Origin of the sequence: Sphaerisporangium aureirubrum, assembly GCF_042658925.1 — a bacterium.
Classification (GTDB): Bacteria; Actinomycetota; Actinomycetes; order Streptosporangiales; family Streptosporangiaceae; genus Sphaerisporangium; species Sphaerisporangium aureirubrum.
Genome location: NZ_JBHSRF010000027.1, coordinates 36,558 through 51,301, shown reverse-complemented (window position 1 = coordinate 51,301; position 14,744 = coordinate 36,558). Strand labels below are relative to the sequence as shown.

Sequence of the window (14,744 nt, the reverse complement as noted above, 5' to 3'; positions counted from 1 at the left end):
CGGTGCCCCGTGCCGGGCCGGGGCCCTCGCGGGCGGCCGGGCGGCGCCGGGGTGTCCGAGGGCCGGGGTGGTGCGGCGTCAGACGGCTTTGCGTAGTTCGGATTCGACCGTGGCGAGCAGTTCGTTCCAGGAGGCGATGAACTTGTCCACGCCCTCGTCCTCCAGGACCCGTACCACGTCGTCGTAGTCGATGCCCGCCTGCTTGAGGGCCGCCATGGTGTTCCAGGCGTCCTCGTAGAAGGGGCGTACCGTGTCGCCGTCGATCTTGCCATGATCGGCCACCGCGTCGAGGGTCTTCTCGGGCATGGTGTTGACCGTGCCGGAGGTGACCAGCTGGTCGACGTACAGCGTGTCGGGGTACTCGGCGTTCTTGGTGCCGGTGGACGCCCACAGCGGGCGCTGCGGGCGGGCGCCCGCGGACTCCAGGGCCTGCCAGCGGGATCCGGCGATGACCTCTTCGTACGCGGCGAAGGCGAGGCGCGCGTTGGCGACGGCGGCCTGGCCGCGCAGGCCGAGGGCCTCGGGCGTGCCGATCTTCTCCAGGCGCTTGTCGATCTCGGTGTCGAAGCGGCTGACGAAGAAGGACGCCACCGACTCGATCTTCGAGAGGTCCAGCCCCTTGTCCTTGGCGAGCTCCAGACCGGTCAGCCAGGCGTTCATGACCGCGCGGTACCGCTCCAGGGAGAAGATCAGCGTGACGTTGACGCTGATGCCCTCGGCGATGGCCATGGTGATGGCGGGCAGGCCCTCGACGGTCGCGGGGATCTTGATGAAGACGTTGGGCCGGTCCACCAGCCACCAGAGGGCACGAGCCTCGGCGATGGTCTTGGCGGTGTCCTTGGCCAGGCGCGGGTCCACCTCGATGGACACCCGCCCGTCCACGCCGTCGCTCGCGTCGAACGCCGGGCGCAGCACGTCGGCGGCCCAGCGGATGTCGTAGGTGGTGATCGACCGCACCGCCTCGCCGACGTCCACCCCCCGGGTGGCGAGGTCCCGCGTCTGCCCGTCGTAGGCGTCGCCCTTGCTGAGGGCCGAGGCGAAGATCGTGGGGTTGGACGTCACGCCGACCACGTGCTTGTCGCGGATCAGCGTCTCGAGGTCGCCGGTGCGCAGCCGCTCCCGGCTGATGTCGTCCAGCCAGATCGACACGCCCTGCTCGCTCAGGCCTTTCAGGTTCTCACTCATGACCGTTTCCTCAGTCCCTCAGTTTCCGGTCGTATGGCCCTTGTCGGCCCCGGTCTTGGCAAGGCTGCCCTTGGCGGCGGCGGCCACACGCTCGGCGGTCAGGCCGAACTGCTCGTACAGCGTCTTGTACGGCGCGGACGCACCGAAGTGTTCAAGGCTCACGACCTCGCCTTCCTCACCTACGAACTTCCACCAGCCCAGGGCGATTCCCGCCTCCACCGCGACGCGGGCGCGCACCGAGGAGGGGAGCACGGACTGCTTGTAGGAGTCGTCCTGGGCCTCGAACCACTCGACGCACGGCATGGACACCACCCGGGTGGGGAAGCCCTGCTCCTCCAGCAGGTCGCGGGCGCCGACGGCCACCTCGACCTCGCTGCCGGTGGCGATGATGACCACCACGGGCTGCCCGTCGGACGCGTCCGCCAGCACGTAGCCGCCCTTGGCGACCTTCTCGGCGTCGGCCGAGCCCTCGTACACCGGGAGGTTCTGCCGGGAGAGGGCCAGCGCCGCCGGGCGGTCGGTGTGCTCCAGGATGGTCCGCCACGCCGCGGCGGTCTCGTTCGCGTCGGCCGGCCGCACCACGTCCAGGCCGGGGATGGCGCGCAGCGCCCACAGGTGCTCCACCGGCTGGTGGGTGGGGCCGTCCTCGCCGAGCCCGATCGAGTCGTGGGTCCAGACGTAGGTGACCGGCAGGCCCATCAGGGCGGCCAGGCGCACCGCGGGGCGCATGTAGTCGCTGAACACCAGGAAGGTGCCGCCGTACGGGCGGGTGCCGCCGTGCAGGGCGATGCCGTTGAGGATGGCGCCCATGCCGTGCTCGCGGATGCCGAAGTGGAGCGTGCGGCCGTAGCGGTTCCCCGGGAACGCCTTGGTCTGGTACTCCTCGGGGATGAACGACGGCTCGCCGTCCATCGTGGTGTTGTTGGACCCGGCGAGGTCCGCCGAGCCGCCCCACAGCTCGGGCAGCACCGGGGCCAGCGCGGTCAGCACCTTGCCGGACGCCACGCGGGTCGCCACCCCCTTGCCGGTCTCGAAGGACGGCAGCACGTCGTCCCACCCGGCGGGCAGCTTGCGGGCGCTGATGCGGTCGAACAGCGCGGCGCGGTCGGCGTTGGCGGACCGCCAGCTCTCGTAGGCCTCTTCCCACTCGGCGCGGGCCGCCCGGCCGCGCGGAACCACCTCGCGGGCGTGCTCCAGCACCTCGGCGGGCACGTCGAAGCTCTTGGCGGGGTCCATGCCGAGGATCTGCTTGGTGGCCGCCACCTCGTCCGCGCCGAGCGCGGAGCCGTGGATCTTGCCGGTGTTCTGCTTGTTGGGCGCGGGCCAGCCGATGACGGTGCGCAGGCGGATCAGCGACGGCCGCTCGGTCTCGGCCGCGGCGGCGCGCATGGCGGCGTAGAGCGCCTCGACGTTCTCCACGTACTCGCCGGTCTCGGTCCAGTCGACGTGCTGGACGTGCCAGCCGTACGCCTCGTACCGCTTGGCGACGTCCTCGGACAGGGCGATCGCGGTGTCGTCCTCGATGGAGATGTGGTTGGCGTCGTAGATGACGTTGAGGTAGCCGAGCTTCTGGTGGCCGGCCAGCGAGCTGACCTCGTGGCTGATGCCCTCCTCGATGTCGCCGTCGGAGGCGATCACCCAGGTGCGGTGGTCGAACGGGCTGGCGCCCGGCCCGGCGTCCGGGTCGAACAGGCCGCGCTCGCGGCGCTGCGCCATGGCCATGCCCACGGCGTTGCCGAGGCCCTGCCCGAGCGGCCCGGTGGTGGTCTCCACGCCGAGGGTGTGGCCGTGCTCGGGGTGGCCCGGCGTGCGGCTGTCCCACTGGCGCAGGCTCTCCAGGTCGGAAAGGCTCAGGCCGTAGCCCGACAGGAAGAGCTGGATGTAAAGGGTGAGGCTGGAGTGCCCGGCCGACAGGACGAACCGGTCGCGTCCCACCCACGAGGGGTCGGACGGGTCGTGGCGCAGCACGCGCTGGAAGAGGAGGTAGGCGGCGGGCGCCAGGCTCATCGCCGTACCGGGATGGCCCGATCCCGCCTTCTCCACCGCGTCCATCGCGAGGGCGCGTACGACGTCGACCGTCCGCCGATCGAGGTCGCTCCACTCAAGGTCTGGCACGAGTTCGCTGCTCAACTGCTCGATCTCCCTCAGTATCGGTGGCGGCCGGGCACATCAGGCGTCCGGTCCGGGTTACCTCCCCAACACCGGACCTTAACGGGTCGCTCCCCTCACCGTAGATGCCTGGTGCGTCCTGTGGATGACCGGGGAATGTGCTGCTTGTGTCCAGGAGACCTGCCCGCCTGGCCACGTATGGAACGCGACGGGCGCGGTGGGCCGCGGAGGCCGCTCACCAGCGCCGACGCGCGAGCCCGTTACGGCCTCCCCGCACGGGGCTTTCGCCCCCGATGCCAGGACCGGCGACCCCCCGCACTACAGTGAGTTCCCGGTGCCGGCTCATGCCCGCACCCACGGACCCGCTCTATTCAGAGGTTACGCGTTGACCCCGCACCCGCTGGAAGCGCCTTGACGGTGCTCACGACCAAGCCGCCGACGGTTGTCTCCGGCGCGCGCCGCTCGCCGCTCGCCGCGGTGCGGGCGTACGTCGCGCTGACCAAGCCGCGGATCATCGAGCTGCTGCTGATCACGACCCTGCCGGTGATGTTCCTGGCGGCCCGCGGATTCCCGCCGCTGTGGACGGCCGTGGCCACGCTGGTCTTCGGCACCCTGTCGGCGGGCAGCGCCAACGTGCTCAACTGCTACGTCGACCGGGACATCGATGCGACCATGCGGCGCACCCGGCGCAGGCCCCTGGCCATGGCCACGGTGGAGCCGCGCAACGCGCTGATCTTCGGGATCGTGCTGGGCGTGCTCGCCACCCTCGGCCTCGGCGTCACGGTCAACTGGCTGGCCGCCGGGCTGTCCCTCGGCGCCATCCTGTTCTACGTCTTCGTCTACTCGATGTGGCTGAAGCGCCGCACCTCGCAGAACGTCGTCTGGGGCGGCATCGCGGGCTGCATGCCGGTGCTGATCGGCTGGGCGGGCATCACCGGCCGCGTCGACTGGGCGCCGGTCGTGCTGTTCGGCGTGGTGTTCTTCTGGACGCCGCCGCACACCTGGACCCTCGCCATGCGCTACCGCGAGGACTACGCCGCCGCCGCGGTGCCGATGCTGCCGGTGGTGGCCACCGAGCGCCGCGTCGTGCAGGAGTCCATCGCCTACACCTGGGCCACGGTGATCTGCTCGCTGCTGCTGTGGCCGGTCGCGGGCACCACGCCGGTGTACGGCGTGGTGGCGGCCGTGCTCGGCGCGGTGTGCCTGTGGGAGGTCTACCGGCTGCTCGGGCGGGTCAACGCGGGCAAGACCGGCGTGGCGCTGCGGCCCATGCGGTTCTTCCACTGGTCCAACGCCTACCTGGCGCTGCTCTTCCTCACCGTCGCGATCGACTCGCTGCTCCACTGACTACCCGCCGGCGGCCCCGGCCGCCGGTCAGCGGCCGGAGATCAGGCCCGCCAGGCGGGCGTAGGGCGAGGTGCGCGGCGGCCCGGTCCGCTCGCCGCGGTCGGCGGCGCGGAACAGCGCGTAGATCGCGTGCACTCCGATCCAGCGCAGCGGCTCGGGCTCCCAGCGGCGCACCCGCCGCCCCACCCACGGCAGCGCGGTCAGCTCGGTGTCCCTGCGCAGCACCAGGTCGCGCAGCGTGCGGCCGGCCAGGTTGGTGGTGGTCACCCCGCTGCCCACGTACCCCCCGGCCCAGCCGAGGCCGGTGCGGTGGTCCAGGTCGACGGTGGAGCACCAGTCGCGGGGCACGCCGAGCACGCCGCACCACGAGTGCTGGACCCGCGCCCCGGCGGTGGCGGGGAACAGCGTGGCCATGATCGCGTGCAGCGCGTCCACCGTCTGGGGCTGGGTGGCGCCGCGCACGTCGGTGCGCGAGCCGTAGCGGTACGGCACGCCGCGCCCGCCGATGGCGATCCGCCCGTCGGCGGTGCGCTGGGCGTAGCAGTAGGCGTGCGCCTCGTCGCCGAGCAGCTCGCGGCCCTCCCAGCCGATCTCCTCCCACACCTCCGCGGGCAGCGGCTCGGTGACGATCATGGAGCTGTTCATCGGCAGCCACTGCCGCCGCTGGCCCTTGATGCTCGCGGTGAAGCCCTCGGTGGCGCGGATCACGTAGTCCGCGGTGACCGCGCCCCGGGCGGTGACGGCCGCGGCCCGGCCGTGCGCGGCGTGGCCGCGCGGGAGGATCTCGGTGACCGTGGTGTCCTCGAAGACGTCCACGCCGAGGCCGGTGACCACGCGGGCCAGGCCGGCCGCCAGCTTGGCGGGCTGGATGCGGGCGCAGTGCGGGCTGTAGGTGGCCGACAGGGCTCCGGCGACCCTGATGCGCCGCTCGCGCTCGGACGGGTCCAGCAGCCACATGTCCTTCTCGGCGAACCCCCAGGTCCGCAGGTCCTCGAGCTCGGCGCGCAGCCGCCGGTCCTGGGCCGGGTTGGTCGCCACGTGCAGCAGGCCGCCCTTGTGGACGTCGGCGTCGACTCCCTCGTCGCGGGTGAAGTCGATCACCTCGTCCACGGCGGCGAACATGGCGTGCTGCAGGTCGATCATCGCCTGGCGCCCCCGTGCGGCGGCGTGGCGCTCCCTGGACCCGGCGAACTCGGCCGACAGCCAGCCGCCGTTGCGCCCGGAGGCGCCGAACCCGGCGAACTCGCGCTCCAGGACGGCGATCCGCAGGTCCGGCTGGGCCTTCTTCAGGTAGTACGCCGTCCACAGTCCGGTGTAGCCGCCGCCGACGATCGCCACGTCGTAGTCGCGCGGCCCGGGCAGGGCGGCCCGGCGGGCGGGCAGGCCGATGTCGCGGTACCAGTAGGAGACGTCGCCGTTGACGTAGTCGCCGGTCGTGGGCACGCCGGGCGCCGCCGTGCTCATCGGATGCCCGCCTCGGCGCCGCCGTCGGCCTCGGGTGGATGCGCCATCGAACAGTCCGATCGTCAGGGAGTTTGAGCACCGCGGACACCTTGTGTGTCGGCGACGTGGGACTGTATTACCCGGTGGCGCCGCTCCTCAAGGGCATACGCCATAACAAAGCCGTCACACGCCGACATATCATCCTAAATCCCCCAGTGGCCGGACGGAGTGGCGGAAAAGTCGTCAAGTTGGTTGGCTGGGTGGGTGTGTTGATATTGGTCCGGGGGAAGACATGATTGCCCGGGAGCTGTCGGTGCGGGGTGATGCGGTGATCACGGGGAGCGAGCCGTGCGGGTGCGGCGGGGGCGAAGGGGACACTTGGTGCACGGTCGAATACGCTCGCGACCATGACGAACCTTGATCCCCGCTGGGTGCTGCGCGAGCGCCCGTCGTTCGGGTTGATCCTGGGGCTCGTCCTGGCCGGGATCTGCGCGCTGGTCTCGTTCTCCTTCGACATCTTCAACGGCGAGCCGGTCCATTTCGTGATCGCGCTCATCCTGGCCCTGGCCCCGGTGCCGCTGCTGCTGGCCGGCGTCCTCGCGCTGGACCGCCTGGAACCCGAGCCGCGCAAGGACCTCGTCTTCGCCTTCATGTGGGGCGCCGGGATCGCGGTGCTGGTGGCCGGGCTGCTCAACAGCCTCAACCTGCGCTACATCATCGTGGCCACCCAGCTGGACCCCGCCAGCGCCCGCAACCTGGTCGCGACCTTCGGCGCGCCGCTGGTCGAGGAGACCATGAAGGGCCTGGTGCTGCTCGGGCTGCTGCGCTGGCGCCGCCAGGAGCTGGACGGGCCGACCGACGGCATCATCTATGCCGGCATGGTCGGGCTCGGCTTCGCGATGAGCGAGAACGTCAGCTACTACATCATGGCGCTGGACCAGAACGGCGTGCAGGGGCTGGCGGTGACCGTGGTGCTGCGCGGCGTGCTGTCGCCGTTCGCCCACCCGCTGTTCACCTCGATGATCGGCATCGCCGTGGCGTACGCCGCGCAGAGCAGGGGGCGCGCCCGGCGCGGGGTGGTGGTGCTCGGCTGGCTCGGCGCGATGGCCCTGCACGGCATCTGGAACGGCTTCACCTCCTACGGCGGGTTCGCCGGACTGGGCGTGGCCTACCTGCTGCTGATGGTGCTGTTCTTCGTCGAGCTCGGCGTGATCGTCAAGGACCGCAAGCGCATCATCGGGCTCATCCAGCGGTACCTGCCGCCGTACGGCGGTCTCGGGCTGGTCAGCGACGTCGACCTGTTCATGCTGTCCTCGCTGCAGGGACGGCGCCAGGCGCGCCAGTGGGCCCGGGCGTACGGCGGCGCGGTGGGGCGCGGCGCCATGCGCGACTACCAGCTGGCCGCCACCGAGCTCGGGCTGCTGCACGAGCGCGGCATGCGGGGCGTGATCGACCGGGACACCTTCGAACGGCACCGGGAGGCGCTGCTGGCCTGCATGAGCGGCGCCAAGTCGATGTTCCCGGTGCCGCAGCGCCACCAGTCCTCGATGGCCAAGGGCATAGCCCCGCCCGGGTACGCCCCCGGCCACGACACCTGGCGGGCCACCTCGCCCTACCCTCCGCCGGACGGCTTCCCCCGCGACCCCCTGATCCCCGGTGCCCCCCAGGGCCGCCCGGAGGACCCCCGGCCCTCCGGTCCGCCTCCCACCCCCGGCTTCCCCCAGGGACCGGGCTATCCCCAAGGCCCCGGCTACCCTCAGGGGCCGGGCTACCCCCAGGGCCCGGGTTTCCCGCAGGGCCCCGGCTCACCGCCCCGCACGCCGGGCGATCGCGGGGCCTGACCCGGGCGTTTCCGGCCCGCGGATGGCCGATCCGGGGGGCGCGGCGGCGGTCCGATCGGGGCCGCGCCGCACCTGACGGAGCGGGGCCCGGGTTCCTTTCACACATCCTTGCCGGTTGTCGTGCGGGCGTGTTTCAATCGCGGTACGCGGATGTCAGTGGCCACTTCCGATGATCTGTTCCGGGTGGCCTGCCCGGTGCGCGTTCACGCGCCGGCGCCTTGCCGGGCCGTGCGGTCCGGTGCCCCCGATCGGGACGCGGTACGAGCACGCCCCTTCCCGCCGCCCTCTCTCCGGTGGCGAACCGCGATGTGAAGAGGTAGCACTGTGACACCCAAGGCAAAGGTGGCGATCCTGGCGGCGGCCGCGGTGGTGGTCGCCGGGCTGACGACGCTGGCGCTCCAGCGCTCGGCGGGCGCCAGCGGCGCCATGCAGACCCCCGCCAGCAGGACCTACGCCTGTTACGTCGACGGCCGGGCCTCCGGCGGGGCCAAGCCCGGCAACCCGGCCTGCGCCGCGGCGGTCCAGACCGGCGGGACGGCGCCCGTCGACGAGTGGTCGGGCGTGCTGCGCCCGGACGGCGCGGGCCGCACCCGGGGGTTCATCCCGGACGGCAAGCTGTGCAGCGGAGGCGTCGGCAAGTACGCCGCCTACGACGCGCCGCGGGCCGACTGGCCCGCCACGGTGGTGCAGCCCGGAGCCACGTTCGAGTTCGTCTACGGCGCGGGAGCGCCCCAGCCGACCGGTCTCAAGCTCTACGTCACCAAGAACGGCTTCAATCCCACCCTGCCGCTGACCTGGGGCGACCTGGAAGATCAGCCGTTCCTCACCGCCGACCCCAAACCCGGGGCGGGCGAGGGCGCCTACCGCTTCTCCGGCACGCTGCCCGCCAAGTCCGGCCGCCACATCATCTACTCGGTGTGGGCCAGGCCGGGGGGCACCGAGACCGTCTACGGGTGCTCCGACGTCATCTTCAACGGCCCGGCCACCGCGGCGCCCGCTCCGACGCTGAGCGCGTCGCCGCTGCCGATCTCGTGCTCGGCCTCGGTGAAGATGACCAAGTCGTGGCGCGGCGGCTTCCAGGCCACCGTGACCATCAAGAACACCGGCAAGGGAGTGCTGAACCAGTGGTACGTCCAGTGGATGATGCAGATGGACGTGAAGATGAAGTCCGCGTGGGACGGGACCCTCATGCAGAGCGGCCCGGTCGGCATGATCCACGCCCCCGACTCCGAACCCCGCCTCCAGCCCGGCGACACCGCCACCGCCGGCTTCCAGGCCACGACCGGCGCCACCCGCACCCCCAAGTTCACCGACATCTCCTGCGGCTGACCTCGGAGGGAGCCCGGACATGACGCGGCCGTGAGGTGGACAGGCACTTCCACCTCACGGCGTGCAGCGTCCATGTCGGACGTGATACGCGAATGTCCGTGGCACAGAACGAGAGGCGCCACCTCCTTTTGGCAACGCGCGGACCACAGGAAAGTTTTGGGAGCGCTCCCATGCGCTCTCGGAAGATATCTCCTCCCCGGGTGCCGTACCGAGACGCCCCGCCGCACTCCGGGGCGAGGGGCGGGGAAGCGGCAGCTCACACGGTTATTCGGCCGTCCCCGCGCATGAAACTTTCGCGGTCGCGTCCGATATCGAGGGGATAGTCAGCTACAGGGTGTGGACGTCGTCCGGCTCGCCGCGGACGGGGACCGCGGCGCCGAGGGGCCCGCGGTCGCGCATCATGAAGACCACGCGCAGGGTGGCGATCCAGACGAGGGCCGAGCCGAGGACGTGCAGGCCGACCAGCACCGCGGGCACGGCCAGCCAGTACTGGACGTACCCGAGCACGCCCTGGGCGAGCTCGACGCCGAGCAGCACCAAGGCCCCGCGCCTGGCACGGCCGGGGGAGTCGGTGACGTGCAGGGCGAACAGCAGGGCGAAGGTCAGGCCGAGGACGACCCACACGATGTCGGCGTGCAGCCGCGCCACGGTCTCGATGTCGAAGCCGAAGCGGGATGCGGCCACGTCGCCGGAGTGGGGGCCGGTGCCGGTGACGACCACGCCCGCGATCAGCAGCACGAACACCGCGGTGACCAGGACGAACCCCAGGGTGCGGATGTCGCGGTGGACCAGCCGCCTCGGCGGCGCGTCCCCCTCGCCCGACCGGGCGAACAGGGCGAACGCCGCCATGGTCATGAGGGTGGACAGCAGGAAGTGCACGCTCACCGTGACGGGGTTGAGCAGGCTGCGCACCACCAGGCCGCCCCACAGCGCCTGGACCAGGACGCCGGCGGGCTGCACGGCCGCCAGGCGGATCAGGGAGGCGCGGCGCGGCGCGATCCGCAGCACGGCGACCACGCAGGCCACCGCCACCGCCAGCACCAGGAACGACAGCAGCCGGTTGCCGAACTCGATCGCCATGTTGACCGGCGAGTGGGAGTCGTGCGGCGCGGGCACGAAGCTGCCCGGCGTGCACCGCGGCCAGGTGGGGCACCCGAGCCCCGACCCGGTAAGCCGCACCGCGGCCCCGGTGACCGTGATCCCGACGTTCACGACCACGCTCGCCAGCGCCCACCGCCGTATGCTGCCCGGCGTCGGTGCCCACACCGAGTGGAACAGATCACGTCCCCGCTCGCGCATCCGATCGGCGAACGCGGCCGGACGCCCTTCCGCCGGGACTCTCTGCTGCTGGTCTGCTGCGGTCACGGCTCACATCGTAGGCGCCCGTACCGTCGCCCCCGCCGCGAACCCCGCACCCTGTGGATAACCGCTATGGCCCGCATCGCCCGTTTCCGCCCTCACCTCCGACATCGGTCCCGGATCGCCGCCGTCCCCCTCGCCGCCGTGCCGGCGGGCCGTCCGGACCCCGCCACCCCCCGCGCTGCCGCTCGGGTGATTTGTCGTACGGTGTGCGGTGAGTTCGAATCCCTGACGCTGGAGAGGTTGAGGCGGACGATGAGCGTTGTCGAGAGCCGGTCACCGCAGAATCCCGCGGACGTGGTCGCCCGGGTCACCACGCCCGGGGCGGCGGGCGTCGCCGCGGCGGTGGACGCGGCGCGGGCCGCGCAGCCGGGATGGGCGAGGGCGAACGCGGCCGAGCGGTCCGCCGCGCTGGCCGGTGCCGCCGAGGCGGTCGCCGCCGCAGCGGGCGAGCTGGCCGCGCTGGTCGTCCGGGAGGTCGGCAAGCCGATCACCGAGGCCAAGGGCGAGGTGGGGCGGGCGGTCGCCATCCTGCGGTACTACGCCCAGCAGGTCTACGACCCGGTGGGCGCCGTGCACGAGCCCTCGGGCGCCGGGCTGGCCTACACCCGCAGGCGCCCGCACGGCGTGGCCGGTCTGATCACCCCGTGGAACTTCCCGCTGGCCATCCCGCTGTGGAAGGCCGCCCCCGCGCTGGCCTTCGGCAACGCCGTCATCCTCAAGCCCGCCCCGCAGGCGACGGCCTGCGCGCTGCGCCTCGCCGAGCTGCTCGGCCTGCCGGAGGGCCTGTTCCAGATCGTCCCCGGTGACGCGGAGGAGGGGCAGGCGCTGGTGGACGCCGCCGACGTGGTGTCCTTCACCGGCTCGGCGGCCGTGGGCCGCGGCGTCTCCGTCTCGGCGGCCGGGCGCGGCGTGCCGGTCCAGGCCGAGATGGGCGGCCAGAACGCCGCCATCGTGCTGGACGACGCCAACATCGAGGCCGCCGCCGCGCAGATCGCCGCCGCCGCCTTCGGCTACGCCGGGCAGAAGTGCACCGCCACCAAGCGGGTCATCACCGTGGGCAACGCCGCCGAGGTCCGCGAGGCTCTCACCGCGGCCGTCGCCAAGCTCGGCGTGGGCGACCCCGCCGACCCCGGCACCGCCGTCGGCCCGCTGATCGAGGAGTCCGCCCGCGACCGCGTGATCTCGGCCACCGAGGGCGCCCGCGTGCTCGCCGGCGGCGAGGCGCTGGCCCGGGACGGCTGGTACGCCGCCCCCACCCTGGTCGACGGCGCCCCCGCCGACCACCTGCTCGCCCGCGAGGAGGTCTTCGGCCCCATCTGCCTGGTCCAGGACGCCGCCTCGGTGGACGAGGCCGTGGCCCTGGCCAACGGCGTGCGGTACGGCCTGGTCTCCGCCGTCTACACCGGCGACCTGGACCGCGCCCTCGACGTGTCCTCCCGCCTGGACACCGGCCTCGTCAAGGTCAACAACCCCACCAGCGGCGTCGACTTCTACCTGCCCTTCGGCGGCGTCAAGGACTCCAGCCACGGCCCCCGCGAGCAGGGCAAGGCCGCCCAGGAGTTCTACACCTCCACCCACACCGTCGCCCTCGGCCCCTCCGGCCGCTGACCTCCGCACGGCTCCGGCACCGACGACGGCGCCGGGACTCCGGACCCGCGCGGACCGGCGCCGGGCCCGCCGGGAAGGGCGGGCCCGGCGCCGGTGGGGGCGGGGGACAGGGGACCGGGGGACCGGAGGTCACTCGCCGGAGTGGGCGACCAGGTCGAACCAGACGGTCTTGCCGCCGGGGCCCTGGCGCACGCCCCAGTGACGGGCCAGGAGGTCGACCAGATGCAGGCCGCGGCCCGTCTCGTCGTAGACGCGGGTCTGCAGTAGGTGCGGGGACTCGGGGCTGGAGTCCTGGACTTCGCAGCGCAGCACGGAGCCGTCGGCGGACAGGGTGAGCACGGGGGTCCCCCAGGCGTGACGCAGGGCGTTGGCGACCAGCTCGGTGACCAGCAGCTCGGCGACCTCGCCGTCCTCCGCGAGACCCCAGTCCGCGAGGCAGGCCCGGACGAGCCGCCGGGCCAGCGGGATCGAGGACACACTCTCGCCCAGCACCCAGCAGGCCGAGATCCGTCCCCCGGCCTGTTCACCCGCGTCCGGGTCGTCCGCGGCGCCGGTGACCTCGCGCACGCTCCCGGCCCCCGGACCGGCCGGAAGCCTCGCCGTCGTGTCGACGGCCCGCGACTCCCGCAGGCCGACGACATTCCCGAGCACGCTCCCCGGCACGTCCGAGTCGTCCGGACCGTCCGGCGCATCTGGCATGCCCGAAGGGCGGGGCGCGTCCTGGGTGTCCGGGCGGCGGGGTACGTCCTGGGTGTCCGGGCGGCGGGGTACGTCCGGAGTGGCCGGGAGGCGGGGCGCGTCTCGGGTGTCCGGGCGGTGGGGCACGTCCTGGGTGTCCGGGCGGTGGGGCGGGTCCGGAGTGGCCGGGAGGTGGGGCGCGTCCGGGATTTCCGGGAGGTGGGGCGCGTCCGGGACGGGCGGCTCGCCGAGTACGGTCAGGGTGCCGGGCACAGCCGACATGTCCGGGATGTTCGGTGCTTCGGTTCTCTGTGGCACTTCGGTCCCCTCCGTTCGGGCTGTAGTCTCCGGGGCGCCGGGATCTGTGCCGCGGCCCGGCTTCGCGGGCGGGCCGGGGTCCCGGGGTGGCGGTCCAGGATTCCTGGGCATTCGATCCCCCGTCTTGGGCGCCGGGGCCGCGGCCGTCGATCGGACGGCTCCACCGGCCGGCGCGTGCGCCTTGCCCCCTCGTTCGCAGGCGAGGAGGCACCTTCCTCACCACGATGACCCCGCGAGGGCGGCGGCGTCTTCGACGGCAGCATCCATCCCCCGGGTCACGCCAGCCTGGGCCCGGTATTCCTGCTACCTGCAATGCGCGGCGGGACGCCAGCTGGAAGCCTGGTGGTGTGCCCGTGCGTTGCCTGATCGTCGATGACAACGATCACTTCCTGAGGGTCGCCGGCCGGGTCCTGGACCGGGGCGGGATCTCGGTGGTCGGTGTCTCGTCGGGGCTGGACGCCATGGCACGGTTCGACGAGCTGGACCCGGACGTCGCGCTGGTCGACGTGGATCTCGGCGAGTACGACGGCTTCGAGCTGGTGGAGCGGCTGACGCGCGCCGCCCGGCTCCGCCCCCCGTGCCTGATCCTTATCTCGGCACGGCCGGGGAGCGACGTGGCGGACCTGGTCGAGCAGAGCCCGGCCGTGGCGTTCGTCGCCAAGTCGGACCTGTGCGCCGAGCTGATCCTCTCCATCGTCCGCGGCGCGAACGGCCACGGGTGCCCCGTGGCGGACAGGGACCCGGCCTGAGGACGGCGAGCCGTCAGCGGGAGTCGAGGAACGTCAGCACGGCGAGCACGCGGCGGTGGTCCTCCCCGGTCTCGGGCAGGCGCATCCGCAGCATGATGCTGCGGACGTGCTTCTCGACGGTGCCCTCGGTGATCCACAGCCGCCGGGCGATGCCCGCGTTGGAGCGTCCCTCGGCCATCAGCGACAGGACCTCCCGCTCCCGCGGGGTGAGCTGGTCCAGCGGGTCGTCCCGGTGCCGGGCGGCCACCAGTTCCTGCACCAGGCTGGGATCGACCACCGAGCCGCCCTGCGCGATCCGCCGCAGGTTCTCCATGAACTCGGCGACGTCCATCACCCGGCTCTTCAGCAGGTACCCCACCCGGGGCCCCGAGCCGAGCAGCTCCATCGCCTCCTCGACCTCGACGTGCGCCGACAGCAGCAGGATGCCGATCCAGGGGCAGCAGGCACGGATCGCCTTGGCGGCCTCCAGCCCCTCCATCGCCTGCCCGGGCGGCATCCGGATGTCCACCACCGCGAGGTCGGGACGCTGCTCGCGGGTCAGGGCGATCAGCCCGGGACCGTCCCCGGCGAGGCCCGCGATCTCGAAGCCCGACCGCTCCAGCAGTCCGGCCAGGCCCTCGCGCAGCAGAACGTCGTCGTCGGCCAGCACGACGCGGAGCCGGCGCTCCGCGCCCTGGTCGCCCACCGGTGCCGTCATCACTGGTCGCCTCGCTCCGTGCCACCCTGCTCGGTCGTCGATGGGGGGCCGCCGGGGAAGTGCCCCGGCCCGGGGATG

11 protein-coding genes are annotated in these 14,744 nt (G+C 72.7%); 5 read left to right on the top strand and 6 right to left on the bottom strand.

The window, feature by feature from the left end; all coding sequences use genetic code 11:
- Positions 1–78 precede the first annotated feature (78 nt).
- Together tal and tkt are read right to left on the bottom strand one after the other, a co-directional pair.
- Positions 79–1,185: a transaldolase gene (gene tal / locus ACFP1K_RS19435; protein ID WP_380755193.1), complete on the bottom strand. Its 1,107-nt coding sequence runs from the start codon at positions 1,183–1,185 to the stop codon at positions 79–81.
- Positions 1,186–1,203: 18 nt separating this feature from the next.
- Positions 1,204–3,315 carry a transketolase gene (gene tkt, locus ACFP1K_RS19430; protein ID WP_380755191.1) on the bottom strand — a complete coding sequence of 704 codons (2,112 nt, stop codon included), beginning with the start codon at positions 3,313–3,315 and terminating at the stop codon, positions 1,204–1,206.
- Between the two features lie 390 nt (positions 3,316–3,705).
- Between tkt and ACFP1K_RS19425 the strand changes: the two genes are divergently transcribed.
- Entirely contained in the window at positions 3,706–4,641 is a 936-nt protein-coding gene (locus tag ACFP1K_RS19425; protein ID WP_380755189.1) for a heme o synthase, read from the top strand.
- 27 nt (positions 4,642–4,668) lie between these two features.
- Here ACFP1K_RS19425 and ACFP1K_RS19420 read toward each other — a convergent pair whose 3' ends face one another.
- Complete coding sequence (locus ACFP1K_RS19420; RefSeq protein ID WP_380755187.1) at positions 4,669–6,105, bottom strand: NAD(P)/FAD-dependent oxidoreductase; 1,437 nt, start codon at positions 6,103–6,105, stop codon at positions 4,669–4,671.
- A 386-nt stretch (positions 6,106–6,491) separates the two neighbouring features.
- Between ACFP1K_RS19420 and ACFP1K_RS19415 the strand changes: the two genes are divergently transcribed.
- Complete coding sequence (locus ACFP1K_RS19415) at positions 6,492–7,925, top strand: PrsW family glutamic-type intramembrane protease (protein WP_380755185.1); 1,434 nt, start codon at positions 6,492–6,494, stop codon at positions 7,923–7,925.
- Between the two features lie 324 nt (positions 7,926–8,249).
- Positions 8,250–9,254, top strand: coding sequence for a lytic polysaccharide monooxygenase auxiliary activity family 9 protein (locus tag ACFP1K_RS19410; protein ID WP_380755183.1), 1,005 nt, complete (start codon positions 8,250–8,252; stop codon positions 9,252–9,254).
- Positions 9,255–9,581: 327 nt separating this feature from the next.
- On the opposite strand, the gene ACFP1K_RS19405 is transcribed toward ACFP1K_RS19410, so the two are convergent.
- A complete protein-coding gene (locus ACFP1K_RS19405) occupies positions 9,582–10,619 on the bottom strand; it encodes a COX15/CtaA family protein (RefSeq protein WP_380755181.1) in 1,038 nt (345 codons plus the stop codon).
- Positions 10,620–10,868: 249 nt separating this feature from the next.
- Between ACFP1K_RS19405 and ACFP1K_RS19400 the strand changes: the two genes are divergently transcribed.
- A complete protein-coding gene (locus tag ACFP1K_RS19400; RefSeq protein ID WP_380755179.1) occupies positions 10,869–12,224 on the top strand; it encodes an aldehyde dehydrogenase family protein in 1,356 nt (451 codons plus the stop codon).
- 129 nt (positions 12,225–12,353) lie between these two features.
- On the opposite strand, the gene ACFP1K_RS19395 is transcribed toward ACFP1K_RS19400, so the two are convergent.
- Positions 12,354–13,184 (bottom strand): ATP-binding protein, encoded by an 831-nt coding sequence (locus tag ACFP1K_RS19395; protein ID WP_380755177.1) that lies wholly within the window; start codon positions 13,182–13,184, stop codon positions 12,354–12,356.
- Between the two features lie 389 nt (positions 13,185–13,573).
- On the opposite strand from ACFP1K_RS19395, the gene ACFP1K_RS19390 reads away from it, so the two are divergent.
- Positions 13,574–13,969 (top strand): response regulator, encoded by a 396-nt coding sequence (locus ACFP1K_RS19390; protein ID WP_380755175.1) that lies wholly within the window; start codon positions 13,574–13,576, stop codon positions 13,967–13,969.
- 13 nt (positions 13,970–13,982) lie between these two features.
- Here ACFP1K_RS19390 and ACFP1K_RS19385 read toward each other — a convergent pair whose 3' ends face one another.
- A complete protein-coding gene (locus tag ACFP1K_RS19385; protein ID WP_380755173.1) occupies positions 13,983–14,666 on the bottom strand; it encodes a response regulator in 684 nt (227 codons plus the stop codon).
- Positions 14,667–14,744 lie beyond the last annotated feature (78 nt).

What these genes read in the sequence shown, in the direction of transcription:
- tal (WP_380755193.1), bottom strand. Translation starts at nt 1,185, where the DNA reads ATGAGTGAGAACCTGAAAGGCCTGAGCGAGCAGGGCGTGTCGATCTGG.
- ACFP1K_RS19420 (WP_380755187.1), bottom strand. Translation starts at nt 6,105, where the DNA reads ATGAGCACGGCGGCGCCCGGCGTGCCCACGACCGGCGACTACGTCAAC.
- ACFP1K_RS19415 (WP_380755185.1), top strand. Translation starts at nt 6,492, where the DNA reads ATGACGAACCTTGATCCCCGCTGGGTGCTGCGCGAGCGCCCGTCGTTC.
- ACFP1K_RS19400 (WP_380755179.1), top strand. Translation starts at nt 10,869, where the DNA reads ATGAGCGTTGTCGAGAGCCGGTCACCGCAGAATCCCGCGGACGTGGTC.
- ACFP1K_RS19395 (WP_380755177.1), bottom strand. Translation starts at nt 13,184, where the DNA reads ATGTCGGCTGTGCCCGGCACCCTGACCGTACTCGGCGAGCCGCCCGTC.
- ACFP1K_RS19385 (WP_380755173.1), bottom strand. Translation starts at nt 14,666, where the DNA reads ATGACGGCACCGGTGGGCGACCAGGGCGCGGAGCGCCGGCTCCGCGTC.